This window comes from Actinoplanes sp. TBRC 11911, assembly GCF_012933445.1.
Taxonomy (GTDB): domain Bacteria; phylum Actinomycetota; class Actinomycetes; order Mycobacteriales; family Micromonosporaceae; genus Actinoplanes.
In genome coordinates, this window is record NZ_JABBNC010000057.1 from 1 (window position 1) to 21,077 (window position 21,077).

A 21,077-nucleotide genomic window follows, 5' to 3' on the forward strand; every position below is an offset into this window, starting at 1 on the left:
CTAAGCGTGTAGCCAAAGGTTCTGTCCGTAACTCACTCGGTTGGAGGGACGGACCAACAGAAAGACCTCGTCAGGGATTGCGATCAAGTTTCCACACCGGAACGCGATCCATGACGAGGTCACCGCCAGTATGCGCCCCGCGCACGTGTACGCGAGCATGTCCGAGCAACAACACACCGAACTGATGAACGCTCTGCACGGCCCGTGGCGCACCGCCACCCGAGCGATGATGGTGGTGCTGTCCGCGGCGGGCTGGACTGCTACCGAGATCGCTGACCTGCTGCACTACGACCCCAAAACAGTCCGGGCGTGGATCGTCCGGCATCAGGTTGAAGGACTCGAGGGGCTACCCGACCGGCCGCGTCCGGGGCGGCCCCGCACAGGCAGCCCGCGGCTCGGCGCACGCATCCACGCCCTGCTGTGCACGCCGAAAGCTTGGACCACCACCCGTATCTGGAAAGCCTTGGGCCGCCCGCAGATCAGCCTGTCCACGATGCGCCGGCGTATCCGCGAACAAGCCCGCTGGGCCCGCCCACGGCTGATCGCCAAAAGCGATCCGAACCGCGACAGCATCTGCGCCGGCATCCGCGACCGCATCGCCGCCCTGCCCGAAGGCTCGGTCGTGCTGGCCGAGGACGAAACCCACCTCGACCTGCTCGCCCGAGTCCGGTCCTGCTGGATGCCCACCGGCCTGCGCCACCGCATCCTGACTCCCGGCACCAAGCGCCGCACCGTGCACGGCGCGGTCAACCTGGCCACCGGCGCCTGGCACCACCATGTCAGCGTCCGCAACGTCTCCGTGGTGTTCTGCTACTTTCTGCAGCACCTGCTCGACGTCTACCCCCACGCCCCGCTCATCGCCGTGATCTGCGACAACGGCAGCACCCACCACTCCAAAATCACCCAGCGCTGGCTGGCTGAGCATCCCCGTATCCAGGTCATCGAAGGCGCGAAATACAGTCCGCAGGACAACCCCGTCGAACGGGTCTGGGCCGCGATGAAAAGACAGATCGCCAACACCGCGACCGCCACGATCATCGATCGGGTCCAGCAAGCCCACGCGTTCTTCCAGCACCGCTCCGACGCCCAGAACCTGACCACCGCAGCACCCTGGACCTCACCCTGGCTACCCGAGGGTTACGGGAAAGATCTCTGGCCAGGCGCTTAGTTGTCGGGGTACTCGCTTTAGTGGCCGTACGCCGACACTAGTTCGCGGGCCCAGTCGACTGCGACCTGCGGGTCGGTGGCGGTGCCGCCGTAGAGGCCGTCGATCAGCAGCCAGATCCGGTCGGCCGTGGCGGGGGCGGCCAGCGCGTCCACCTGTGCCCGGGTGTCCATGATGTAGGCCCGCGCCACCCGCGCCGGGGCGTCGTCGCCGGCCGGGAACTCGGTCAGGTAGTTGCGGAACGCGCAGCCCCGGTAATCCCGCTCGCTCACCCTCGCGGCCACCTCGGCCACCAGCGCGACCAGGCGTTCGCGCGGGTCGTCCGGGGCGCCGGCCAGCGCCGATGCCACCTCGCGGTCGCGGGCGGCCCGGGTGGCGGTCAAATACGCGGCGGCCAGGTCGGCCTTGCTGGGGAAATGCCGGTACAGCATGTTCTTGCCGCAGCCCGCCGCCTCGATGACCTGGGCCATCCCGACCGCGCGGACGCCGTTCAGATAGAAGAGCCGGGTCGCGGTGCGCAGGATGCGGTCGCGGCCGGAGGCGTCGGGCGGGCGTGCCATGGTGAGAAGTTTAACGGACCGAACGGTCCGCGAGTCATTGACCGGGATGCCTTGCGGCGCGCAGTATCGGACCGAACGGTCCGAAAGTGAAAGGAGACACGAGAAAATGCGGGACGCGGTCATCGTCGACGCCGTGCGCACGCCGGTCGCCAAAGGCAAGCCGGACGGCGCCTACCACGCGATCCACCCCATCGACCTGCACGCGCACGTCCTGAGGGCGATAGCCGAGCGCACCAGGCTGGACTCGGCCGAACTCGACGACGTCATCGGCGGGACGGTCACCGCGATCGGCGAGCAGAGCACCAACGCCACACGGCTCGCCTCCCTGGCGGCCGGCTTCCCGGAGGCGGTGCCGGGCACTACCGTGGACCGGCAGTGCGGCAGCAGCCAGCAGGCGATCAGCTTTGCCGCGCAGGGTGTCGTGGCCGGGGCGTACGACCTGGTGATCGCCTCCGGCGCCGAGTCGATGTCGCGGGTGCCGATCGGCAGCGCCCGGCAGAACGGCTTCGTCGGCGGCCCGGGGCTGGAGAAGAGGTATCCGGGCGGCCTGATCCCACAGGGCGTCGCGGCCGAGCTGATCGCGCGCAAGTGGGGACTGAGCCGCACCCAGCTCGACGAATTCTCGGCGCGCAGCCACGAAAAGGCAGCCGACGCGTGGCGGCAGGGGTTCTTCGACGCGCAGATCACCCGCGTCAACGAGTTGGCGACGACGGACGAGTCGATCCGGCCGGAAACCAGCGTCGAGCGCCTAGCGGGGTTACGGACGGCCTTCCAGGATCCACGGTGGGAGCAGCGCTTCGGCATGATCGACTGGAAGATCACGGCGGGGAACTCCAGCCCGGTCAACGACGGTGCCGCCGCCGTGCTGATAACGACAAGCGAGACCGCCAAGGGGCACGGCTGGCGGCCCCGGGCCCGCATCCACACCGCCACCGCCGTCGGTGACGACCCGATCTTCATGCTGACCGGCATCATCCCGGCCACCGCGAAGGTCCTCGACCGGGCCGGCCTGGACCTCGCCGACATCGACGCGTTCGAGGTGAACGAGGCCTTCGCCCCGGTCGTGCTGGCCTGGCAGGCGGAGACCGGCGCCGACCCGGCGAAGGTCAATATCGACGGTGGCGCGCTGGCGATTGGGCACCCGCTCGGCGCGAGCGGAGCCCGGCTGGCCACGACGCTACTGTCCGTGCTTGAGCGCACCGGCGGTCGTTACGGTCTGCAGGTGATGTGTGAGGCGGGCGGCACCGCCAACGCCACCGTCATCGAGCGGCTCTGATGCTGACGCGAACCTCACATCACGAACGCCTCCAGGGCGGTTAGCTTGCTGACGGGGATTGGCCGCACTCTCACCCAGCCGGATCCTCGGGTCAGCGAACGAGGGTTGGCTCCCGACGAAAAGCGAGCGACCCCGCGACGGCTCCCGCACAAATAGGACTGATCAACCACTTCTGATCTGCCATGTCCGAGGCCACAGCCATCAGCGCCGACCTGGTCATCCCAACGGCACGTCCCACGCTTCTAATACTGCTTACGACACTTCGCTCGGTCGCCGCCGCCGCATCGGTCACCCTCACGTTCGCCGATAAACGTCCTGGATTCCTTCCGTGGAGCCATCCAGCACCCTCATCGCATTCACCGGGGCAACGCAACCCGGAAGGTCGCCCCTTGGCCCGGCTCGCTGACCACTTCGACCGAGCCGTGACGTGAACGTACTATTGCGGCCACACCAGGCCAAGCCCCGGTGCTGGTGGACGGGCGGTCGGTCTGCCGGTGGTGGCGGTGCTGACGTCAAACCCGGCGAGGCGCAGGCTGGCAGAGAGCAGCTCGAGGATGTTCGCGTCGTCCTCGACGACGGGCAGCTTGCCTCGCTCTGCTTGGGCTGGGTCTGAGCGGCCAAGCGGCCAATTGCTTAACAGTGCACTACAGATCAACTGAACGACATCTGAGATGTGTCTGGGAGCTTGCCCTGTTCACCGGCTGGCTGCGTGAGCTGACGCCAGATAGATTTCGCTGAGCCCGTGTGCCGGAGTAGTTCAGCCCGGGCACTCGGTGCCGGTCCGTCTAGTCGGCAGGCAGGGCCGCGTCAACCTGCACTCCTCACATCTGTTCGTCTACGCCAGCCCGCACGGAAGTCGCTCGGTACGAGCGGCGATGGCCGAAAGCCGTACCCGCCTCGACTTGGACCACTCCCTGAAGGGGCCTTGCCGGGCAAACCCGCAGTGCTGTACGGCCCAAGCCGCGGCGGCCGCACTGGCCGACGACCGGCCAGAGCCACCCTGTCAGCCAGCCGTGCGATCGCCGGCAGAGGTGTGACCGAGCTCGGTCAGCCTGACCATCGACGGGTGCAGCGCGACGGACGACCAGGCCTTGACGCGTAAGCGCGGGCTTGCGGCAGAGCGCTACGGTGCCGCCGCCGACACACAGCCGCGAACGAGGCCGTCCGAGCCGCAATCACTCAGCTCATGCCACCGAGCACGATCTGCAACACCTCTTCGCCGTCGACAACCGCCCTATCGACGCCGCCGATGTCACGATTTCGTCAATGCCGCGCGCACCGCGACAAAAGCAGCGGCTATGGTGGACCGTGGCAGCGCATTGACTCCGCAGCCTTGCCCAATTCGGGGAGCCGAAAACTATGGCCAAGCAAGTTATCACGCTACTCACTGACGACCTTGACGGTGGAGACGCCGACCGCACCCTCGAGTTCGGGCTCGACGGCGTGAATTACACCATCGACCTCTCCGAAAAGAACGCGGGCAAGCTCCGCAAGGCGCTCGACCCCTATCTCACGGCCGCCTCCCGAGTCGGCCGTACGAACGGACGTATCGGGTCACGCCCTTCGGCTGCTGTGTCCAGCCGGACAAGCCGAGAGCAGAATCAGGCGATCCGGGAGTGGGCTGGCAAGAACGGGTACGACGTTTCGGAACGTGGGCGCATCCCGGCCTCGGTCGTCGAAGCGTTCCACGCTCAGCGCTGACCAGCTCACCTCCAGCACAGAGCAGTCCTGCCCAGACTAGGCACGGCAGCCGGAGACTTGCGAATAGTCTCCGGCCGCCGACGGCAAGCGCACGCTATCGGCGGCTGTAGCGACCCAGTCGCTGCCACGCAGCAGTATGGTGCCGCCCTGTCTCCAGCGGCAGAATCATCGCCTCGGCGGGCACCACGCGTTCAATTGCTGCGACCGTTGCGCGGCACCGCGGCGGGCCGGACCCACCGGCACCACAAAGCCCGTCTCGCGCAACGCCTCTTCAGCCCGCTCAGTACTACGCTTTCCGGATGCGTTACCTCACCCGGCAGTTCGCTATTGGCGCCTCGCGTCGTAGCAACGGCATCGAACAGTTCCTCGGCGGTGCCGAGATTGACGACGAACCCGCCATCCGATGGGTAGCGATCAGCCCCATGAACAAGCAATACCGCGTCACGCTTCACACCGTGCAAGATCCTGATGACGACCGGGTTGCCGACCTGTCCAAACTCCTCTCGCTCGACCCTGTCGACGAGGCTTATGCCGGCGGCAAGGCCTCCGCGAAGACGAAGCAGAACCGATATCGCTCGCCGAACACCTCACCGGCGCTCGCCCGGACCGCTGGGTCAACTACGCGGCAGTCGGCGAAGGCTACAGCGATTACGTCAGGACTCGGCGACCCAGCCCAAGCGAGATTCCAGTCAGCGCCCTATCTCGCGCACACGAAGCCTCCCGTCGGCTGATCTGGGCCGGCTGGCGTGCGAGGCATCGCCAGCACTGGGCAGTGATTGCAACCATCAACCACGCCAATACCGCGGCGGCCAGCAACAAGCCAGCTGCAACACCGGCAAACATGCCGACCGCCGGCGCTACGACCAGAAGCGGCAGCACACGGACACTGACGGCACCGCCAAGAGCGTGAGCGGAGGCTGCGTAGCCAAGATTGCGGGTCACCGACCAGGCGGGGCGTCAGCAGCGATCTGGGTGTCCATGTCCCCTTCTAGCGCGCCTTGGCCGACCCCCGCCAGGAACTGAGCGGCCAGCACCATCGGTGCGAACTCCGGTGCCAGCGTCCAACCGGCCAACATGCCGAGCCCCCACAACGGCCAGCGCGCCATGACCGGCATCCGCCTCCTGCCCACCGCGCCCAATACTGCGGTTGAGAGCAAGGTGCCAAGACTGAACGTCACCGCAGCGGCGGCTATCCACCGGCGCCCATGCAACTGCTCGGTGAGTGGAACAGCCAGCATCGTCGGGCCCGCCGCGATCACCATGACACCACTGCCAGCTGCCATCAGCCCCGTAACCGGCCACCGGGCCGCCGATTGGTGGCAGCAGTCCGACGCGGACACGGAACCGCCCGTCGGGCGTTGACGCCCGACACCCGCACGCCGGGCGCTCAGTTGCGTCGGGACCAGCGAAGCCGGATAGATCATCCACACCACAGCGAGCAGCCAACCGCAGATCGTTCCCGAACCACCGCCTGGCAGTAACCGGTTCACGATCGGCTCGCTGTTGGGGCAATACGGTTCCTCCGGGCCGCCAGTGCTGGTGAGCGCAACGCGTTGGATGTTGGCGATCGTGAGGTTGAGCATGTGCTGAGTGCTTTCGTGCTGACGCGCACGGCTCGTACGGTGACACGGAAGCGGCCGCGTTTGAAGCGTAGGCGGCGGCCGAGGAGCCGTCACTCGACGACCCCGACGCGCCGCGCGCCACCTCCCTCGTGCCATCGGCAAACGTCTTGCCGAGTCCCGTCGCATGGGACTACCCAATTCAGGCGCGAGAACATCGGCGATCGCCGCAGGCAAGAGTACCGGCGACAATGGCGGGTCTTCCGTGTCGTACCCGCGTCGTAGGCTTTCGTTCTGATGGCTACACGAGGTGTTGAAGGCGCTTACCAGGGAGCGCTTCGGGCGTTCCAGAATCCGATGCTCGCCTTGCTTCACCAGACGCACGCACCATTCGTGGTGACGGTGCTGGCGATGGTCTTCACCGCGAAGCGCCCGACGGTCGCGGTGGCGGACGCGCATGCGGAGATCAACGACGCCCTCGAACAGTTACGGAATGTCGGCTACGGCGACGAGGACAGCCAGCCGCTGCCCGTGGGAAACGCCCGTGATCTTTGCCGGCAGTGGGTGCAGGCGGGATGGCTGGTGCGGCAGGTGTCCGACGACGATACAGAGGTCTATCGGCTTTCGGCGTACGGCGTCGGTGCACTCGAGGTCGCTGGGCGGGTCGGCGCAGCCCGGACGCGGGTGTCGGAGTCGCGGGTCAGGACGTTGCTGGAGGCGATCGAGCGCCTGGCGCAGGATGCTGATCCGGACCTAATGTCGAGGATGGTGCGCCTGCACGAGGAGATCCAGCAGCGGCAGAAGGAGCTGACCCGGCTCGAAAAGGGTGGCGCCGTCGAAACGGTCGACGACGAGCAGCTGCTCGAGGCGGCCGAGAACGTGCTGCACCTGGCGCGGGAGCTGCCCGCGGATTTCGCCCGCGTGGCAGAGTCGATCAAAGCCATTCAGCGCGACGTCGTCGCAGAATTGCGGCACGACGTGCGGCCTACGGGTGAGGTATTGCGTGAGTATCTCGCACGAGGCCAGCGGATCCTCGACGCGACACCGGAAGGCCGCGCCTTCGCCGGGGCACTGCGCCTAATAGGTGACCCGCTGCAGATCGACAGCCTGTGGGGCCAGCTCCGTACGGTGCTGCGGCACCGGTTCACCGAGCTGTTGCCCCTGCAGCAGCGGCGCGAGCTGACCGAGATTTCGCGGCGGATCGAGCACGGAGTCAGGGAGGTGCTGGCCGCCCAGCGGCAGGCGTCGCATGTCATCACCACCCAGGTTCGCAACCACGATCCGATGCGGGACCGCCAGGTGGACGAGCTGTTGAGGGACGTGATGTCGGGCCTGCACAGGTGGGTTCCCGGATCTCGCCGTGGCGAGGCCATCGAGCCGTTGCGCCGCCTGCCGGTCGCCGACATCGGACACCTGCGTCAGCGGACGAACGATCCACGGCTACCGCAGCCTCCCGCGCCGTTGCGGGACTGGGATGAGTCCGACGACATGCCGACTGCGGACACCCGGGCGTGGGGCGGCCCTCGGTATGCCGAGTTGCGGGCACACCTGCAAGCCTTCGCGGGCGGGGCGGCGAGCGTCGACGTGGTGGCTGCGTTCCGTGTGGCGGACGAGGAGATCCAGCGGCCGGTTGATCTGCTCGGTCTGCTGGAGGTCGCCCACGGCGCCGGGATGACCGAGACGACCGAGGTCGTGGTCGTCGAGACGGTGCGACCGGATCGGACTCGGCGACGGTTCGCTCTGGGCGGTGCGGTGGCGGCGAATCCGGCGGTCGTGGATAGGAGTGGTGACGATGAGTGAGCCGGATGGGGCCGACGACGGCTGGTCGGCAGGCGAGGCGGCCGGGTTCATCGACCCTGTCTCGATGGAGGAGGATCCCGCCGAGCTGTTTGCCGGTGACGCGGGCACGCTGGAAGCTGAGGTACGCCGTGTGCTGGTCCAGTTGTTACGGCGCAAGTTCCTGCTCGCCGAGAAGAATCCGGGGCAATGGCGGACGTTGCTGGAGAACCAGCAGATCATCGAGTCGCGGATGCACGACCTGTTCGTCCGCCTGGTGGTCGACCACGACCGCGGCGTCGCGTACAAGCAGCAGGTGCGCTCAGGGGAGCTGGACGTGCCGATCCTTCTCAAAGACGACCCCTACAACCGGGCCGAGACTCTGGTCCTGGTTCACCTTCGCACCGTTTTCCAGAGGGAACGCGGTACGGGTGAGACGTCCGCGCGGGTGGACATCGAGGAACTGGAGCAGACCGTGCTGACCTACTTTGACCCGCACGACCACAACCTGGCCAAACACCAGCAGGAGGTGCGCAACGCAGTGCAGAGGCTGGTCACCGAAGGTCTGCTGGCAGAGGAGTCCGCGGGCCGGTATCGGATCACTCCGTTGGTGGAGGTAGTGCTGAGCACGGAGAAGCTCGCCGAGCTGGACCAGTGGCTGCGCGAACAGAACGAGGCCACAGCGTGAGCATGATCGACACACTGTTCGGGCTGGTCCCCGCAGCATCACGAGGCCAGCAATGGGTGGCGCGGGACCTGCAACTGGTCAACTGGGGCGGCTACGACGGATACCACCACCTGCGGCTGGCGCCGGGTGCGACCCTGCTGAGCGGAGGGTCCGGATCGGGTAAGTCGACGCTGATGGACTCGTACATCGCGTTGCTGATGCCGCACACGACGCCCTTCAACGGGGCGTCCAACGGCGGAGTGGTCGGCCGGCCTCGTGGCAAGGACCAGCGCAACGTCCTCTCCTACGCGCGCGGCAAACTCGACGAGTCCCGCAGCGAGGGTGAGACAAAGCTGCGGGTGCTGCGCGGCGACGGCCGCGACACCTGGTCGGCCATCGCGATGACATGGGTGGACCACATCGGCGCCGAGTTCACCGCGTTGCGGGCCTGGTACGTTCCGTCGTCGGCCCGCAATCTGGACGACGTCGTGCCAGTACGCGCCACCTGTGATCACGGATATCAGCTGCGGATGTTGGAAGGCCCGGCGGGCAAGAAGTTCGCCCGTGCCGACGTCGTAGCAACCGGTTTGACCTGGAGTGACACCGACCGGGACTTCACCGCGCGTTTGCACACCACGCTCGGGATCGGCGCCGCGGGCGACGGGAACAAGGCGGTCGCTTTGCTGGGACGGATCCAGGCCGGCCAGCAGATCACCACGGTCGACGCTCTGTATAAGACGATGGTTCTGGAGGAGCCGGCCACACTCACCACCGCGGACGCGGTGGTGCAGCAGTTCGACGAGTTGTCCGGAACCCGGGCCAGGATGATCACAGCCCGCCAGCAGGTGAAGGCGTTGACCACGATCCGCGAACACCGGCGTACCATCGACGAAGCGGTTGACCGGTTGAGGTCAATCGACGAGATCGGATCCTTCACCGATGCGGCGTCCCCCGCCGCGTTGTGGCGTCATCAGCGCCGGCTCGACCTGTTGCGCTCGGTGGAAGGGGACCTAGGTCAGCTGCACCGCCGAGCCCAGGACGAACTGGCGGAGACGAATACCCTGGTCACCGCAGTCGAGGCGCAGCGTGACGGGGTCGCCGACACCATTCGCGCGTCCGGTGGCGACCCCATGGAGACCGCCCAGCGGGAGTTCGGCGTCGTGGAGCAGCAGCTGGGCGACGTCGGACTCGCGCGGGAGCGACTAGACCGGGCGCTGGACACGATTGGGGCCTCGGTGTCGACCGCTGAGGACTTCGCCGGAGTGGTCGAGACGGCGCATCGCTCTTTGGCTGATGTCGACGCCCGGCGGACTGTTCACAACGCGTACGCCGAGGCGTTGGCGGAGAAGAAGGAGGCCGTGCGAGAACTGGAAGGGCTGCGCGCCGAGCGCGACGCGGCTAAGTCCCGCCGAGGCAACATCCCGACCGACCTGCACGCGGCTCGCGCAGCGTTGGCCGAGGCTGCCAGCCTCAGCCTCGAGGACCTTCCGTTCGTCGGCGAGCTGATCGAGGTGCGCACGGAGTTCGAGCCGTGGCGCGAGGCGTTCAACCTCGCGCTCGGCGGATTCGCTACCCGAATGCTGATCGACATCGGCCGGTTGAACTCGTTCCGCGAGGCGATCAACGCGGTGCCGATCGCACGACGCATCCAGTTCGAGGGCGTCCGTACCGGGCTGCATGACGAGGTTGGACTGGACGGCAACACGCTGGCCGGCCGGCTCGACTACCGGCCGTCGCCGTTTACGGCCTGGCTCAAGAGCGAACTCGCGCGCCGGTTCGCCTTCGTCTGCGTCGACACACCGCGGCTGTTGCCGCAGTACTCCAAGGCACTCACGATCACCGGGCAGACGTCGGAGGGTGGTCGGGGCGCGCACGGCGGCCACGGCCGACGCAATGTGCTCGGCTTCACGAATAGCAGGACGCTTGCCGACATCGAGACCCGGATCAGCCGCGCACGCGAGCGCCTTGACGTCGCTGCCGCGGGGCTAGAGCGGGAGGAGGAGAACCTCAACTCGATGGAAGTCCGACGTACGGTGTACCAGACCTTGACCGACCTGTCGTGGAAGCAGGTGGACGTTGACGCGGTTCGGGCGGAGCGAGAACGTTGGAGCCGCGTCCTTGAAGAGATCCGTGCCGGCAATCCGGAGATCGATCAGCTGCAGCGCCGACTGGACGGCCTCAAGCAGCAGGTCAGGGAATTGACCGAGCGTGTCGGCCGGCAGAAGGAGATCGTGAAGGCGGTCGGTGAGTCATGGGCGTCGACTGTCGACGAGGTGGATAGCGCCCAACTGGCGCTCGACAGGGCCGAAGAGACAGGCATCGACCTCAGCCATGACCACCGGGACTACCTGGAGACCCTCTTCGACAGTGACACAGACAGCACCAGCCCAACGGAAGTGCTCGCACAGTTCGACGCAGGAGTGAAACGCGCTGCCGAACGCGTCGACACCGACCGGCGATCCGCCACGGAGTCGATCGGCCGATCGAGGAAGGCTCTGCACGACACCTTTTCGACCTTCCTCGAACGCTGGCCGAACCCCAACCTCGGCATCGACCCGGACGCGTCCTACCGCGACTTCGACCACCTGCTCACCGACCTGGAGACCAGTGGCCTGCACGAGCTGGAGACCGATTGGCGCGACAGTCTGCTCAACCTGTCCGGCAACGACCTGACCGGTCTGGACAGCGAGCTCGCCGCCGCTGTCCGGGAGATCCGCGACCGAATCGACCCGGTCAACCGCATCCTCGCCGAACTGCCGTTCGCCGACGACGAACACCGGCTGCGCATCGACCCGCAGGAGAGCCACTCCACGGGCCGCGCTCGCTTCCGCAAAGAACTGCGCGACGTGCGCGCCTTCATCGACAGGGCCGCAACAGAGGATGACCGGGAACGCGCCTATCACCGGATGGCCAAGGTGATCGACCGTATCCGCCGCATCGCCCCGGATTTCGCCGATCTCGTCGACGTGCGTAACCACGTCCGGATCAGCGCCGAGAAGATCGACCTCGACGGCAGACACGTCGCCGTCTACGACCACATCGGTGAGAAGTCCGGCGGCGAGTCCCAGGAACTCGTCGCCTTCATCGTCGGCGCCGCACTGCGGTACCAACTAGGCGATGCGGGCGCCGCCCGTCCCCGCTATGCCCCGGTCTTCCTCGACGAGGCGTTAATCAAGGCGGATGCGCATTTCACCGGCCGCGCCATCGGAGCGTGGCGGGGACTGGGCTTCCAGCTGGTCATCGGAGCGCCAAATGACAAGCACAGTGCGATCGAACCACACGTGGACGCGGAGTACGTGATCCTCAAGAACGCCCACGGCCGATCCCGGGCGAAGCTGCTAGTCGGGATTCCGGACGCATGAGTGGCCTGGTCACCCCGCAAGACGCCGTCGCGGCTGTCCGCAGCAAGCTCGGACAGAAGTGGGCGGAGGCGGTGTGCGCCGAGTTCGGTATCGGCGACCGCACCGTCTTCTCCGTCCGGTTACGCCCCCGGGTCGGGACAGGCAAGGCGGTCGAGAAGCTCGGGTACACCACCTGGCACGGGTGGCACATGCAGTGGCGCGACTTCTGCGACCGGCTCCCCGCCGGCGTGGAAGTCGACCGCACCGCCGTGACCATCCGAGGAGTCAGCGGGGAATTTCCGGCCGCACTGAACGCAGACCTCGACGGTGCCGCCGCGCTACCCGGCGACGCTGAACCACCGACCGTAGACCTCAGCCGGGCCCGTGAGTTGGCATCAGCCCTGCGATCCGCGGGCGCCACCCTCACCCCGGCCATGCTGCGGGCCGTCTATGGCCTTCCGCCTCACGACGTGGACGTGCTCATCAACGCAGTGACCTGGCTACGCCAGCACCCCGACGCCGGGCACTGGACGCTGCGGCAACTTCCGGTGCCCGGGATGCACACCAAATGGCTCGACACCCACGGTGCGCTGCTGCGCGACGTCGCCGGACGTGATGTCCGCGACGAAGTCCGGCCGCGGCTGACCGTCATGCACCTGACCTATGTCGACCCCGGCCACGCTGCGTCGGGCCGGCGCAGGCACGACGCCTGGACCATGGGGGACGTGCACGACATCGCCTACCAGCCGCGCGTCGTCCTCGTCGTCGAGAACCGCGACTCCCGGCTCTGGTTCCCGTCGGTCAGTGACGCGATCGTGGTCGAGGGCGGCGGCAAGGCCGCAGCCGCCCTCCTCGCAAACGTGCCCTGGATCCGCGGCGCAAATCACGTCGTCTACTGGGGTGACATCGACGCGGACGGCTACGCGATCCTCGACCACTTTCGCGCCACACTCGCCCTACCCGCCCCAGACGGGGCACCAGCTAAACATGTCGCCTCGATCCTCATGGAAGCCACTGACCTATACCGCTACGCCCCGCATGGTGTAAACCACGACAAGGCCGGACGGCCGATCAAGCCGTCACAGGAGCTCTTGCCGCATCTGACCGAGGACGAGACCATTGCGTACAACACCATCGCTACCGCGGGCCCTACCCCATTTCGCCGAATCGAACAAGAAGCCATCCCTCTCGCTCACGCCGTAACTCAACTGCTACGGATCTCGAAAGCGCAGGGGCCAGATCCGAGTCGTCGCCCACATCCGTCGTCGTAATAGACACGGCCGTCGATCGTCCAGATCGTCATCATCAGCGCATACCCGAAGCCGGATACCGAAGTTGGACGCCCTACCAGCATCACTGGCCAGTCCCTCGACCACGCAGGGAGGGGTCGAGCGGCTGCCACGCGGGCCACAGACACGTCGCGATCCTCCGGGTCCGATCAGGAGAGTCTTTCCTGCTGTTCGGTAAGTGGGTTCGGCGGCCGGCCAGCGTCACCGGAGGTGATGGCGGAGGCATTCAGCACCGGATTCCAGCGCATCCGCCATCGGGCGTGGCCAGTGCCAGTCGTGTTCAGGCTGCGGTTCACAAGGTACAGACAATTCAGAGCAGCCTGCGCACTCGGGAAACGCCCGCGGGCCCGGACAGCTCGCCGATAAAGGTGGCCGGCCAGGGGCACGGCTCGAAGGCCACCGGCGGATACCTCGTGACCTTCGCCGAAACCGTGGACGGTCCGGTCGGAGTTACCGCGCGGCGGTTGCTGGTGTTGGACGCCGGGATGCGAGGCCGGCGTCGCCGGCATTCGAGGTGGTCGCTGCCGAGGGCACGGCACCGTGAGGCTGGCACGCACGCTGGTGTGGCTGCGACTGGCGGCCGTGATCATCGCGCTCGTCGTCATCGCGATCTGGTTGGGCACTCCAGCGATCGCCGGCCTTTCGAACGTTCGCGCCACCCTCGCTGTGAGCATGCCGATAGACGCGCTCGTCGTCTTGCGGATCGCCATTCGCCGTACCAGCCGTGGATGACGATCCGTACTCTTTGGGTATCTACGCTGGCTGGGACAACATGTAACCGTCGGCGGATCTCCGCATCGTGGAAACGTCGACTACATCCCGCCGGCAACTATGCCGGGCGTACCCGCCCCGTCTGGTCGCTCGTCAAGACACCCGGCAGGAAGAGCACCGGGCCGGCGTGGTCGGCCTGTATCTCATTGATGTGTCTTGTTCGCTCCGAGTCACGTCTGGCCATTCGTTGATCTCGTCTTTCCTGGATAGATCGTTGCTCCCAGCAACTGTAACCACTGACTATCAGCTTGTAAAGTCAGGAGCTGACAGATGACTTGATGCTTTTATAGTCAGATCCTAGAATTCCGATCGCCGGCCGAACGGTTAGGAGACTCATGTCAGCCATGGATCGAAGCCCCTGGGCACTCGAGCACTGCTCGATCGCGATGACGATGGACGCCATCGGCCTGCGGTCGTCGGTCCTCATCCTTCGCGAGGCCTTTTACGGGGTCACCCGCTTCGACGACTTCGTGCGATTCACCCAGGGCGCCGAGGCCAACGTCGCTGCCCGGCTCAAGCACCTCACCACGCTGGGGTTGTTCACGAAGCACCCCTATCGGGAGCACGGTAAGCGCACCCGCGACGAATATATGCTGACCGACAAGGGCAAGGACCTCATGCCCGTGCTGCTGGCCCTGATGCAGTGGGGCGACAAGTACCTCCAGGAGGGTGGCACGCCCGTGCGGGTGACGGAGCGCACAACCGGAGATCCGGTCCGGATCGTCGCGCGTGGCAGTTCCGGCGCCGATCTGGGTGTCGGAGACATCACAATCGCGGTGAGCGGCGAGTAGCGGGAAGCGCGTCGGCGAATTCATCCGGACAAATCATACCCACCTCGCTGACTCAGGTCGGGACAAGCGCACCCGCTACGAATACCTGCTGACCGACAAGGGCAAGGACCTGCTGACCGCGCTGTTCGCACTGAAGCAGTTGGGAGAAAAATATCTGCATCCTAGACCGGTGGCGAGCCGTTGCGGCTTGTGCACTGGAGAACCGATCACCGTCGTCGCGCGCGCCGCGTCGGCGAACGACCTGGGCCTAGACGACCTCGCCGTCGTGGCGAACGGCAGGCTGGTGCCGCCAAGCGAAAAGGCGCGCTTCCCCATCCCGTACGCGTAAACGCCCGGCCTGACATGGCACAGCGGCCGGCGTAGCCTGGCTCGATCGGGAAGGAACTTTGTTCCCACGTGTCCTAGACCCGGCTAGTGAACTGCCTGATAGCGGTCATGAGAACCCCCTATCCAATGTGAACGAGGCTCCCATAGCCTCCCTCAGCTCCAACCACTGACTATCTATTCATCGAGTCAGGCAGAAGTGGTGGCGGCCTCGAGGTGCGAATCACATCCCGCTCAGTCGATTGACCCAAGCATCGGCGCGCTACCCCGATGAGGCTGGTCTAAAAGCCCACCTCCGACTTAGGGAAACACAACACATGCGAATCTCTCGAAATATCCTGCGAACGACCGCGGTCGCCGGCCTCGCGGCCGTGACACTGGCTGCCTGCGGTGGCACCGCGTCCGAGGCACGTCCGTCCCGGGCCGAGGCCACCGCGAAGCCGACGGTCGTGCTAGTGCACGGCGCGTGGGCCGACGGGTCGAGTTGGGCGCCCGTCGCTGACCGGCTCCAGGGCGCCGGCTTCACGGTGGACATCGAACCAAACCCATTGCGCGGTCTGGCCTCCGACGTCCGTTATCTGAAGGATTACCTCGCCAGCGTCGCAGGGCCGGTGGTGCTGGTCGGGCATTCGTACGGCGGAATGGTCATCACCGCCGCGGCCACCGGCAACGCCAACGTGAAGGCGCTCGTCTACGTGAACGCCTATATTCCGCAGCAAGGCGACACCATCGAGAAGCTCACCGCAGCACAGCCCGGATCCGCTCTCGACCCCAAGAAGTCGATCGACGCCGTCCCGATCCGCGATGCCTCGGGCAAGGACATCGACGTCGACGTCTACGTCAAGCGCGCGGAGTTCGCCCGGCTGTTCGCCGCCGGGATTCCGGCCGGCACGGCGGCAGCGCTCGCCGCAAGCCAGCGGCCATTGACACTGTCCTCGCTGACCGAGCCGTTCACGGCCGTACCGGCCTGGACGACCATTCCGTCCTGGGCTTTTATCGGGTCCGCCGATCGGGTCCTGCCGCCGAACGAGCAGCAGGTCATGGCCGGCCGGGCACACGCACACGTCGTCCGGGGCCCCGCGCCGCACCTGTCGATGGTCTCCAGCCCCACCGCCGTCACCGCAGTGATCAGCGACGCCGCCCGGCAGCGCTAGTGGTGTGCCGTACGCCCATACGGCGGCCGCACGGCCCCGTCCCGCAGCCGAGGTGAGCGTTGACACGTGACTTCACCCGCGATAGTTTTTTAGTTATCGATATAAAATACTCGATGAGGAAGCAACAGAAGAAGCCGTTCACGGGGAAAGTCGCCCTGGTGACCGGAGGCTCGCGCGGGTTGGGCGCAGCAACCGTCAGGATGCTGGCCAAGCAAGGCGCCGATGTCGCCTTCACCTACCACAGCTCACGGGGTTTGGCGGACACCGTCGTCGAGGACGTCCGCACCAAGGGCTCCAAGGCCGTCGCGTTACGGTCCGATCAGGCCGACACCGGCGGCGCGACCGTGTTGATCGACGAGGTGGTCGCGTACTTGGGTGGCCTGGACATCTTGGTGAACAACGCGGCTATCTCGGTGGAGCAGGGACGCACGGTCGACGATCCGGATGCGGACACCGCCGCACAGGACCGGATGCACGCTACGAACTACCTCGGCGTGATCGCCCTCACCCGGGCAGCCGCCAAGGTGATGCGCAACAACGGACGCATCATCTCGATCAGCTCCGGGCTCGGCACCCTGGTCGGACTGCCCGGTCTGGCCGACTACTCGGCGACCAAGTCTGGGATCGAGCGATACACCGCCGGCGCAGCACGCGACCTCGGACCTCGTGGGATCACCGCTAACGTGGTGCAGGCCGGGCTGATGGAGAGCCCGACCATGAAGCCTCCGCCCGAGGTCCTCGAGGCCATGGTCAGCTCGCTCTCGCTGAAACGCGTCGCCGATCCCGACGAGATCGCCGCGGCGGTCGTGTTCCTGGCCAGTCCGGCCGCGTCCTACATCACCGGGGTGAAACTGGACGCGAACGGTGGATACAACGCCTGACCGGGGCAGGCATCGGCAGCTGCTCGCCCGAGCGCGGTAGTTTAGTTGCCACGAGGTTCGGTGGACTGGAGGCGATGATGGCTGGAGGCCGGCCGCGTTCCTTCGACCACGATGAGGCTCTCGATCGAGCCCTGGAGGTGTTCTGGCGCCAGGGCTACGAGGGCACCGGCATCGCCGACCTCACCAAGGCGATGGGCATCAACAACGCGCCAAGCCTCTACCACACCTTCGGGAACAAAGAAGAACTTTTCCACCAGGTGCTGGACCGCTACGCCGAGGGCCCCGCCCGCTACATCCGTGAGGCGATGGCCCGTCCCACGGCACGTGAGGCGGTCGAGGCACTCCTGCACGGCGCCGCCGACGCGACGACCGACCCGGACCACCCTCGCGGGTGCATCACGGTGCATGGCGCTTTGCCGCTTTCGCCTGGTGCACGGGCGGCACACGACGAACTGACGGCACGCCGGGCGGCCGGCGAGGCCGCCCTGCGTGATCGGCTGCAGCGAGCCCGTAAGGACGGGGAGATTCCCGCGGCGGCCGACCCCGACGGCCTGGCACGGTTCTTCACCACCATCTACCAGGGCATCGCGGTTCAGGCTGCCGGCGGAGCGACCCGGCGGCAGCTTCACCAGATCGTGGACACCGCCATGGCGGCCTGGCCTCAGCAGACAGGCGCCTGACCTCGTAGGCCGGTCGCCCGGCCTGCCACGAATCGCGGCCGCACCGTTTGCGGCCGACTCCATCGGATCTTGACGCCTGGCCCTCATCCGGGCTAGTTTTTTAGTGATCAGTAAAAATGAGTTCCTTCAGGGAGATCACCGTGTCGCACGACAATGAACAGCTCATCCGCCACCTCTACCAGGTCGCCGAAGACCAGGACGGCCAGGCATTCGCGGACTGCTTCGCTCCTGACGGCGTCTTCACCAACACCGCGTTCGGGCTCACCGCCCGCGGCCACGACGAACTGTCCCGGAGCCTCGACCCGATCACCGGCCCCTTCCCCGACATGCACCGCGAGATAACCGCCGTGCACGTCGCCACCGACACCGTCATCGTCGAATGCACGCTCGTCGCCACCCACAACGGTCCACTGCCAACACCCGCAGGCGTCCTCGCCCCGACCGGCATCAAGACCGAGACGCCGTGCTGCGACGTCTTCTACATCAGCGACGGCAAAGTTGACGTCTTCAACTGCTACCCCGAGGTGATCGTCACCTTCGCCCAGCTCGGCATCCTTAACAACCTCGAAGCCGCCGTCGCCCGCTGAGGCACGACGCGACCAGTTACCGCGGACGTTCGGGCAGGGACCCGAACGTCCGCCCACACACGAAGGTGGAACACCGATGAGGCATACGGCAATGGACCTGGGGCCGACGGGGCTCTGGAGCGTCGAGTTGCGCACGGCCGACCCAGCGGCGATCACCGACGCCGCAGCCGAGCTCGACGAGCTGGGCTGGGGAACGCTGTGGATACCGGGTCTGGGCGGCGGCGACATCCTCGGCGACTCGGAACGACTGCTGCGGGCGACGCGCACGGTCACCGTCGCTGTCGGGGTCGCGAGCATCTGGCGGCACCACGCCACCGACGTGGCGGCGGGACACGCGCGACTTCGGGACGTGTACGGCCGCCGCCACCTTTTCGGCCTCGGCGTCAGCGACGCCGCCGCCGCGCACAACGCCGGACACCCCTACCGGCCCGTGGCGGACATGGCCGCCTACCTCGACCGGCTCGACCACGCCCCGGATCCATTACCCGCCGCAGAAAGGGTGATGGCGGCGCTCGGCCCGAGGATGACCGAACTGGCCGGGCATCGAACCACTGGCGTGCACCCGTTCATGGTCACGCCGGAATACTCGGCTATGGCACGCGCACAGCTCGGCGACGGCCCGCTCATCGCGCCCTACCAAGCCGTCGTCCTCGAACGCGATCCCGGCAAGGCCCGCGCTGCGGCCCGGAGCTTCCTCGGCGCGTTTGTTCGCATGGGCCACTATGCCCGAAGCCTGCTCCGCCAAGGCTTCGCGGCGGAGGACCTCGCCGCGGGCGGTAGCGACCGGCTCATCGACAGCATCGTGGCCTGGGGAGACGTCGAGGCCGTCGGCGCCCGCGTCGACGCCCACCACCAGGCCGGCGCCGACCATGTCAGCCTGCATGTCATCGGCGCCGGCTCGGGCATGCCGCTGCGCCAGTGGCGCGAACTAGCCCCACTCGCCGCCCAAGCCCGGCCCGTGCCAGGGAATGCGGTTCAGGAAGGCCTGCCCACGGCCTCGTGATCGATGTCCACGGCATCCCCCTCGGATTCAGAGGGGACGCCGTGGACCGCCCGTTTCAGTGCGCGGACCGCGTGGTGCGGCTTCTTCTACGTAGTGACGAACGTGAAGATGTCCCCGGTAACGACATCGGCCGGTTCCTGGGGCACCACCGAGAAGATCACTTCAGGTCGTACGCGGTGGCCAGCAGAGTGTCGGTCGGCAACGTGCCGCCACGAACTGCACGCAGTCGTCGACCAGGACGTGCCCGAGCACGGCCGTCGGGTTTCCGGCGGCATCGAATGCCCGCACGCAGCGACTCCAGCCACAGCGCGGCGACGCCGGTCTAAACCGCGCCGACCCCGGAGGCGGCACTCGCCGCGACCGACTTATTGCCGATCTCGCGGCCGCCGCAATCAGCGGGGCGACCGTGAGCCTCGGCTCGGCCACCGCGACCGGGCGACACCCGCAGTTGGTTCGGAGCTGAAGCCGTGACGATCACCCGGTGGTCGGCCATGCCCGCTCCACTGTGACCAGCGGGAGCGGACATGCACCAATCAGACATCTTCCTTTGCCGATGACTTGAATCCACCAGCGGTGCCAAACTCTGTAAGACCCCGAGCTCGGGCTCAGAATCCGGCCGGCCACCAGTTATAGGGCTCGAGAGTCGCTGACGAAATCATGTCGTTGATGGAACCGATTCGTGTGATATGACCACCGGCACTCCGCTGGTACACCGTGACCGCAGTGATGCCATGAACGGTCTCATACGGCTTGACCACGAAAAGGGTGCCACTCTTGTTACTGTCCGTGAATACGAAGACCGCGGACCCCGTGTTATTAACGATCGAGGAGACCGCATCATTTGCGCTTGCGCCATTGGTGAAGCGTTCGTTACCGAAGTTCCAAACAACATCACCGTTCTTCTTCAACGCACCGGCAACGAAAACGCTACCGGTCTGGTCCGAATTGGCGAAGAAACAAACCTGCCCTGCGCCGCACGAATAGGCGGCATTCGCGGCTGGCGCAAACATGGTAGTACCGGCGGCAAGCACACCGAACGCAGTGAGCGCCTTGATCACGCTACTCTTCTTCATCACAAACCCCTTACCACTTCACCTGGTAGAACCGATTTTCTGACGCAGTAATTTGATACAAGACGGAGAGCCACATCACCCATTGGGGCACGCATCCAGATACCCGGTTGCGCTCTGCCTCCGTCAATCCTGAGGGCTGGCAATGGTCTTGACTGGGTTTATTTGGCGGAACGATGTCGGGAGTTCGAGCTCTATTCCGAAGAGGTCAGCCTGACGTAGGAATTGGCGTAAACTTTCTGTTCACGAGTCCTCCCTCACGGTCCTCGTCTACAGATGCGTCGTTACACGTTTGCATGCGGAGTTACGCGTATACGAACTCCAATGTAGGGACCTAGCTAGTAGAAGGTCAAGTCAGAAAGGTTGTAACGGAGGACACGCTGAACCATCCCGAGCAACGGACTGATGACTGACGGTCGTCACGCGTGCAGTCGCGTTCGATGTGGAGAATGACGAGCGGCTGCGACGATGTTTTCGATCCG

General features: G+C 66.2%; 18 protein-coding genes and 2 pseudogenes. 15 read left to right on the forward strand and 5 right to left on the reverse strand.

The genetic code is table 11. The annotated features are described in order from the left end of the window. Positions 1-130 precede the first annotated feature (130 nt). Complete coding sequence (locus HH310_RS41740; RefSeq protein ID WP_169181347.1) at positions 131-1,168, forward strand: IS630 family transposase; 1,038 nt, start codon at positions 131-133, stop codon at positions 1,166-1,168. Between the two features lie 17 nt (positions 1,169-1,185). Here HH310_RS41740 and HH310_RS41745 read toward each other — a convergent pair whose 3' ends face one another. Next, the gene (locus tag HH310_RS41745; RefSeq protein ID WP_169181317.1) at positions 1,186-1,725 is read right to left on the reverse strand and encodes a TetR/AcrR family transcriptional regulator; all 540 of its coding nucleotides are present in this window, start codon (positions 1,723-1,725) and stop codon (positions 1,186-1,188) included. A gap of 106 nt (positions 1,726-1,831) precedes the next feature. Between HH310_RS41745 and HH310_RS41750 the strand changes: the two genes are divergently transcribed. Continuing rightward, a complete protein-coding gene (locus tag HH310_RS41750) occupies positions 1,832-3,001 on the forward strand; it encodes an acetyl-CoA C-acyltransferase (RefSeq protein WP_169181318.1) in 1,170 nt (389 codons plus the stop codon). A gap of 490 nt (positions 3,002-3,491) precedes the next feature. Here the strand turns inward: HH310_RS41750 and HH310_RS45690 are convergent. Beyond that, positions 3,492-3,622 (reverse strand): annotated as a pseudogene (locus tag HH310_RS45690) (DNA-binding response regulator); the annotation flags it as partial. 738 nt (positions 3,623-4,360) lie between these two features. Here HH310_RS45690 and HH310_RS41760 point away from each other — a divergent pair. Then, positions 4,361-4,702 carry an Lsr2 family protein gene (locus HH310_RS41760; protein WP_169181319.1) on the forward strand — a complete coding sequence of 114 codons (342 nt, stop codon included), beginning with the start codon at positions 4,361-4,363 and terminating at the stop codon, positions 4,700-4,702. 299 nt (positions 4,703-5,001) lie between these two features. Beyond that, positions 5,002-5,433 (forward strand): hypothetical protein, encoded by a 432-nt coding sequence (locus HH310_RS41765; protein WP_169181320.1) that lies wholly within the window; start codon positions 5,002-5,004, stop codon positions 5,431-5,433. A gap of 207 nt (positions 5,434-5,640) precedes the next feature. On the opposite strand, the gene HH310_RS41770 is transcribed toward HH310_RS41765, so the two are convergent. Continuing rightward, complete coding sequence (locus HH310_RS41770) at positions 5,641-6,285, reverse strand: hypothetical protein (RefSeq protein ID WP_169181321.1); 645 nt, start codon at positions 6,283-6,285, stop codon at positions 5,641-5,643. Between the two features lie 273 nt (positions 6,286-6,558). Here HH310_RS41770 and HH310_RS41775 point away from each other — a divergent pair, with 273 nt between their 5' ends. From HH310_RS41775 to HH310_RS41790, 4 genes are read left to right on the forward strand one after another with little or no spacing between them, the layout of a single operon-like run. Beyond that, positions 6,559-8,061, forward strand: a complete 1,503-nt coding sequence (locus HH310_RS41775) for a DUF3375 domain-containing protein (RefSeq protein WP_169181322.1) — start codon at positions 6,559-6,561, stop codon at positions 8,059-8,061. Then, on the forward strand, positions 8,054-8,725 hold the full coding sequence (locus HH310_RS41780) for a DUF4194 domain-containing protein (protein ID WP_169181323.1): 672 nt from the start codon (positions 8,054-8,056) through the stop codon (positions 8,723-8,725). Before HH310_RS41775 ends, HH310_RS41780 begins: the two co-directional genes overlap by 8 nt. A gap of 2 nt (positions 8,726-8,727) precedes the next feature. Then, positions 8,728-12,066, forward strand: a complete 3,339-nt coding sequence (locus tag HH310_RS41785) for an ATP-binding protein (protein ID WP_211193312.1) — start codon at positions 8,728-8,730, stop codon at positions 12,064-12,066. Further along, the gene (locus HH310_RS41790; protein ID WP_169181325.1) at positions 12,063-13,316 is read left to right on the forward strand and encodes a Wadjet anti-phage system protein JetD domain-containing protein; all 1,254 of its coding nucleotides are present in this window, start codon (positions 12,063-12,065) and stop codon (positions 13,314-13,316) included. Before HH310_RS41785 ends, HH310_RS41790 begins: the two co-directional genes overlap by 4 nt. A 167-nt stretch (positions 13,317-13,483) precedes the next feature. Here HH310_RS41790 and HH310_RS41795 read toward each other — a convergent pair. Then, positions 13,484-13,699 (reverse strand): annotated as a pseudogene (locus HH310_RS41795) (IS256 family transposase); the annotation flags it as partial. A gap of 175 nt (positions 13,700-13,874) precedes the next feature. Between HH310_RS41795 and HH310_RS41800 the strand changes: the two are divergent. The 7 genes from HH310_RS41800 to HH310_RS41830 all read left to right on the forward strand — a co-directional run bounded on the left by HH310_RS41800 (position 13,875) and on the right by HH310_RS41830 (position 19,525). Continuing rightward, positions 13,875-14,066, forward strand: coding sequence for a hypothetical protein (locus HH310_RS41800; RefSeq protein ID WP_169181315.1), 192 nt, complete (start codon positions 13,875-13,877; stop codon positions 14,064-14,066). 383 nt (positions 14,067-14,449) lie between these two features. Further along, positions 14,450-14,896, forward strand: a complete 447-nt coding sequence (locus tag HH310_RS41805; protein ID WP_211193310.1) for a helix-turn-helix domain-containing protein — start codon at positions 14,450-14,452, stop codon at positions 14,894-14,896. Positions 14,897-15,537: 641 nt separating this feature from the next. Continuing rightward, positions 15,538-16,374 (forward strand): alpha/beta fold hydrolase, encoded by an 837-nt coding sequence (locus HH310_RS41810; RefSeq protein WP_169181327.1) that lies wholly within the window; start codon positions 15,538-15,540, stop codon positions 16,372-16,374. Between the two features lie 59 nt (positions 16,375-16,433). Further along, entirely contained in the window at positions 16,434-17,255 is an 822-nt protein-coding gene (locus tag HH310_RS41815; RefSeq protein WP_211193311.1) for an SDR family NAD(P)-dependent oxidoreductase, read from the forward strand. A 74-nt stretch (positions 17,256-17,329) separates the two neighbouring features. Further along, complete coding sequence (locus HH310_RS41820; protein ID WP_248294940.1) at positions 17,330-17,935, forward strand: TetR/AcrR family transcriptional regulator; 606 nt, start codon at positions 17,330-17,332, stop codon at positions 17,933-17,935. Positions 17,936-18,051: 116 nt separating this feature from the next. Further along, a complete protein-coding gene (locus HH310_RS41825) occupies positions 18,052-18,522 on the forward strand; it encodes a nuclear transport factor 2 family protein (protein WP_169181328.1) in 471 nt (156 codons plus the stop codon). Between the two features lie 76 nt (positions 18,523-18,598). Further along, positions 18,599-19,525 (forward strand): TIGR03620 family F420-dependent LLM class oxidoreductase, encoded by a 927-nt coding sequence (locus HH310_RS41830; RefSeq protein WP_248294941.1) that lies wholly within the window; start codon positions 18,599-18,601, stop codon positions 19,523-19,525. Positions 19,526-20,130: 605 nt separating this feature from the next. Here the strand turns inward: HH310_RS41830 and HH310_RS41840 are convergent. Further along, positions 20,131-20,598: a peptidase inhibitor family I36 protein gene (locus tag HH310_RS41840; RefSeq protein ID WP_169181329.1), complete on the reverse strand. Its 468-nt coding sequence runs from the start codon at positions 20,596-20,598 to the stop codon at positions 20,131-20,133. Positions 20,599-21,077 lie beyond the last annotated feature (479 nt).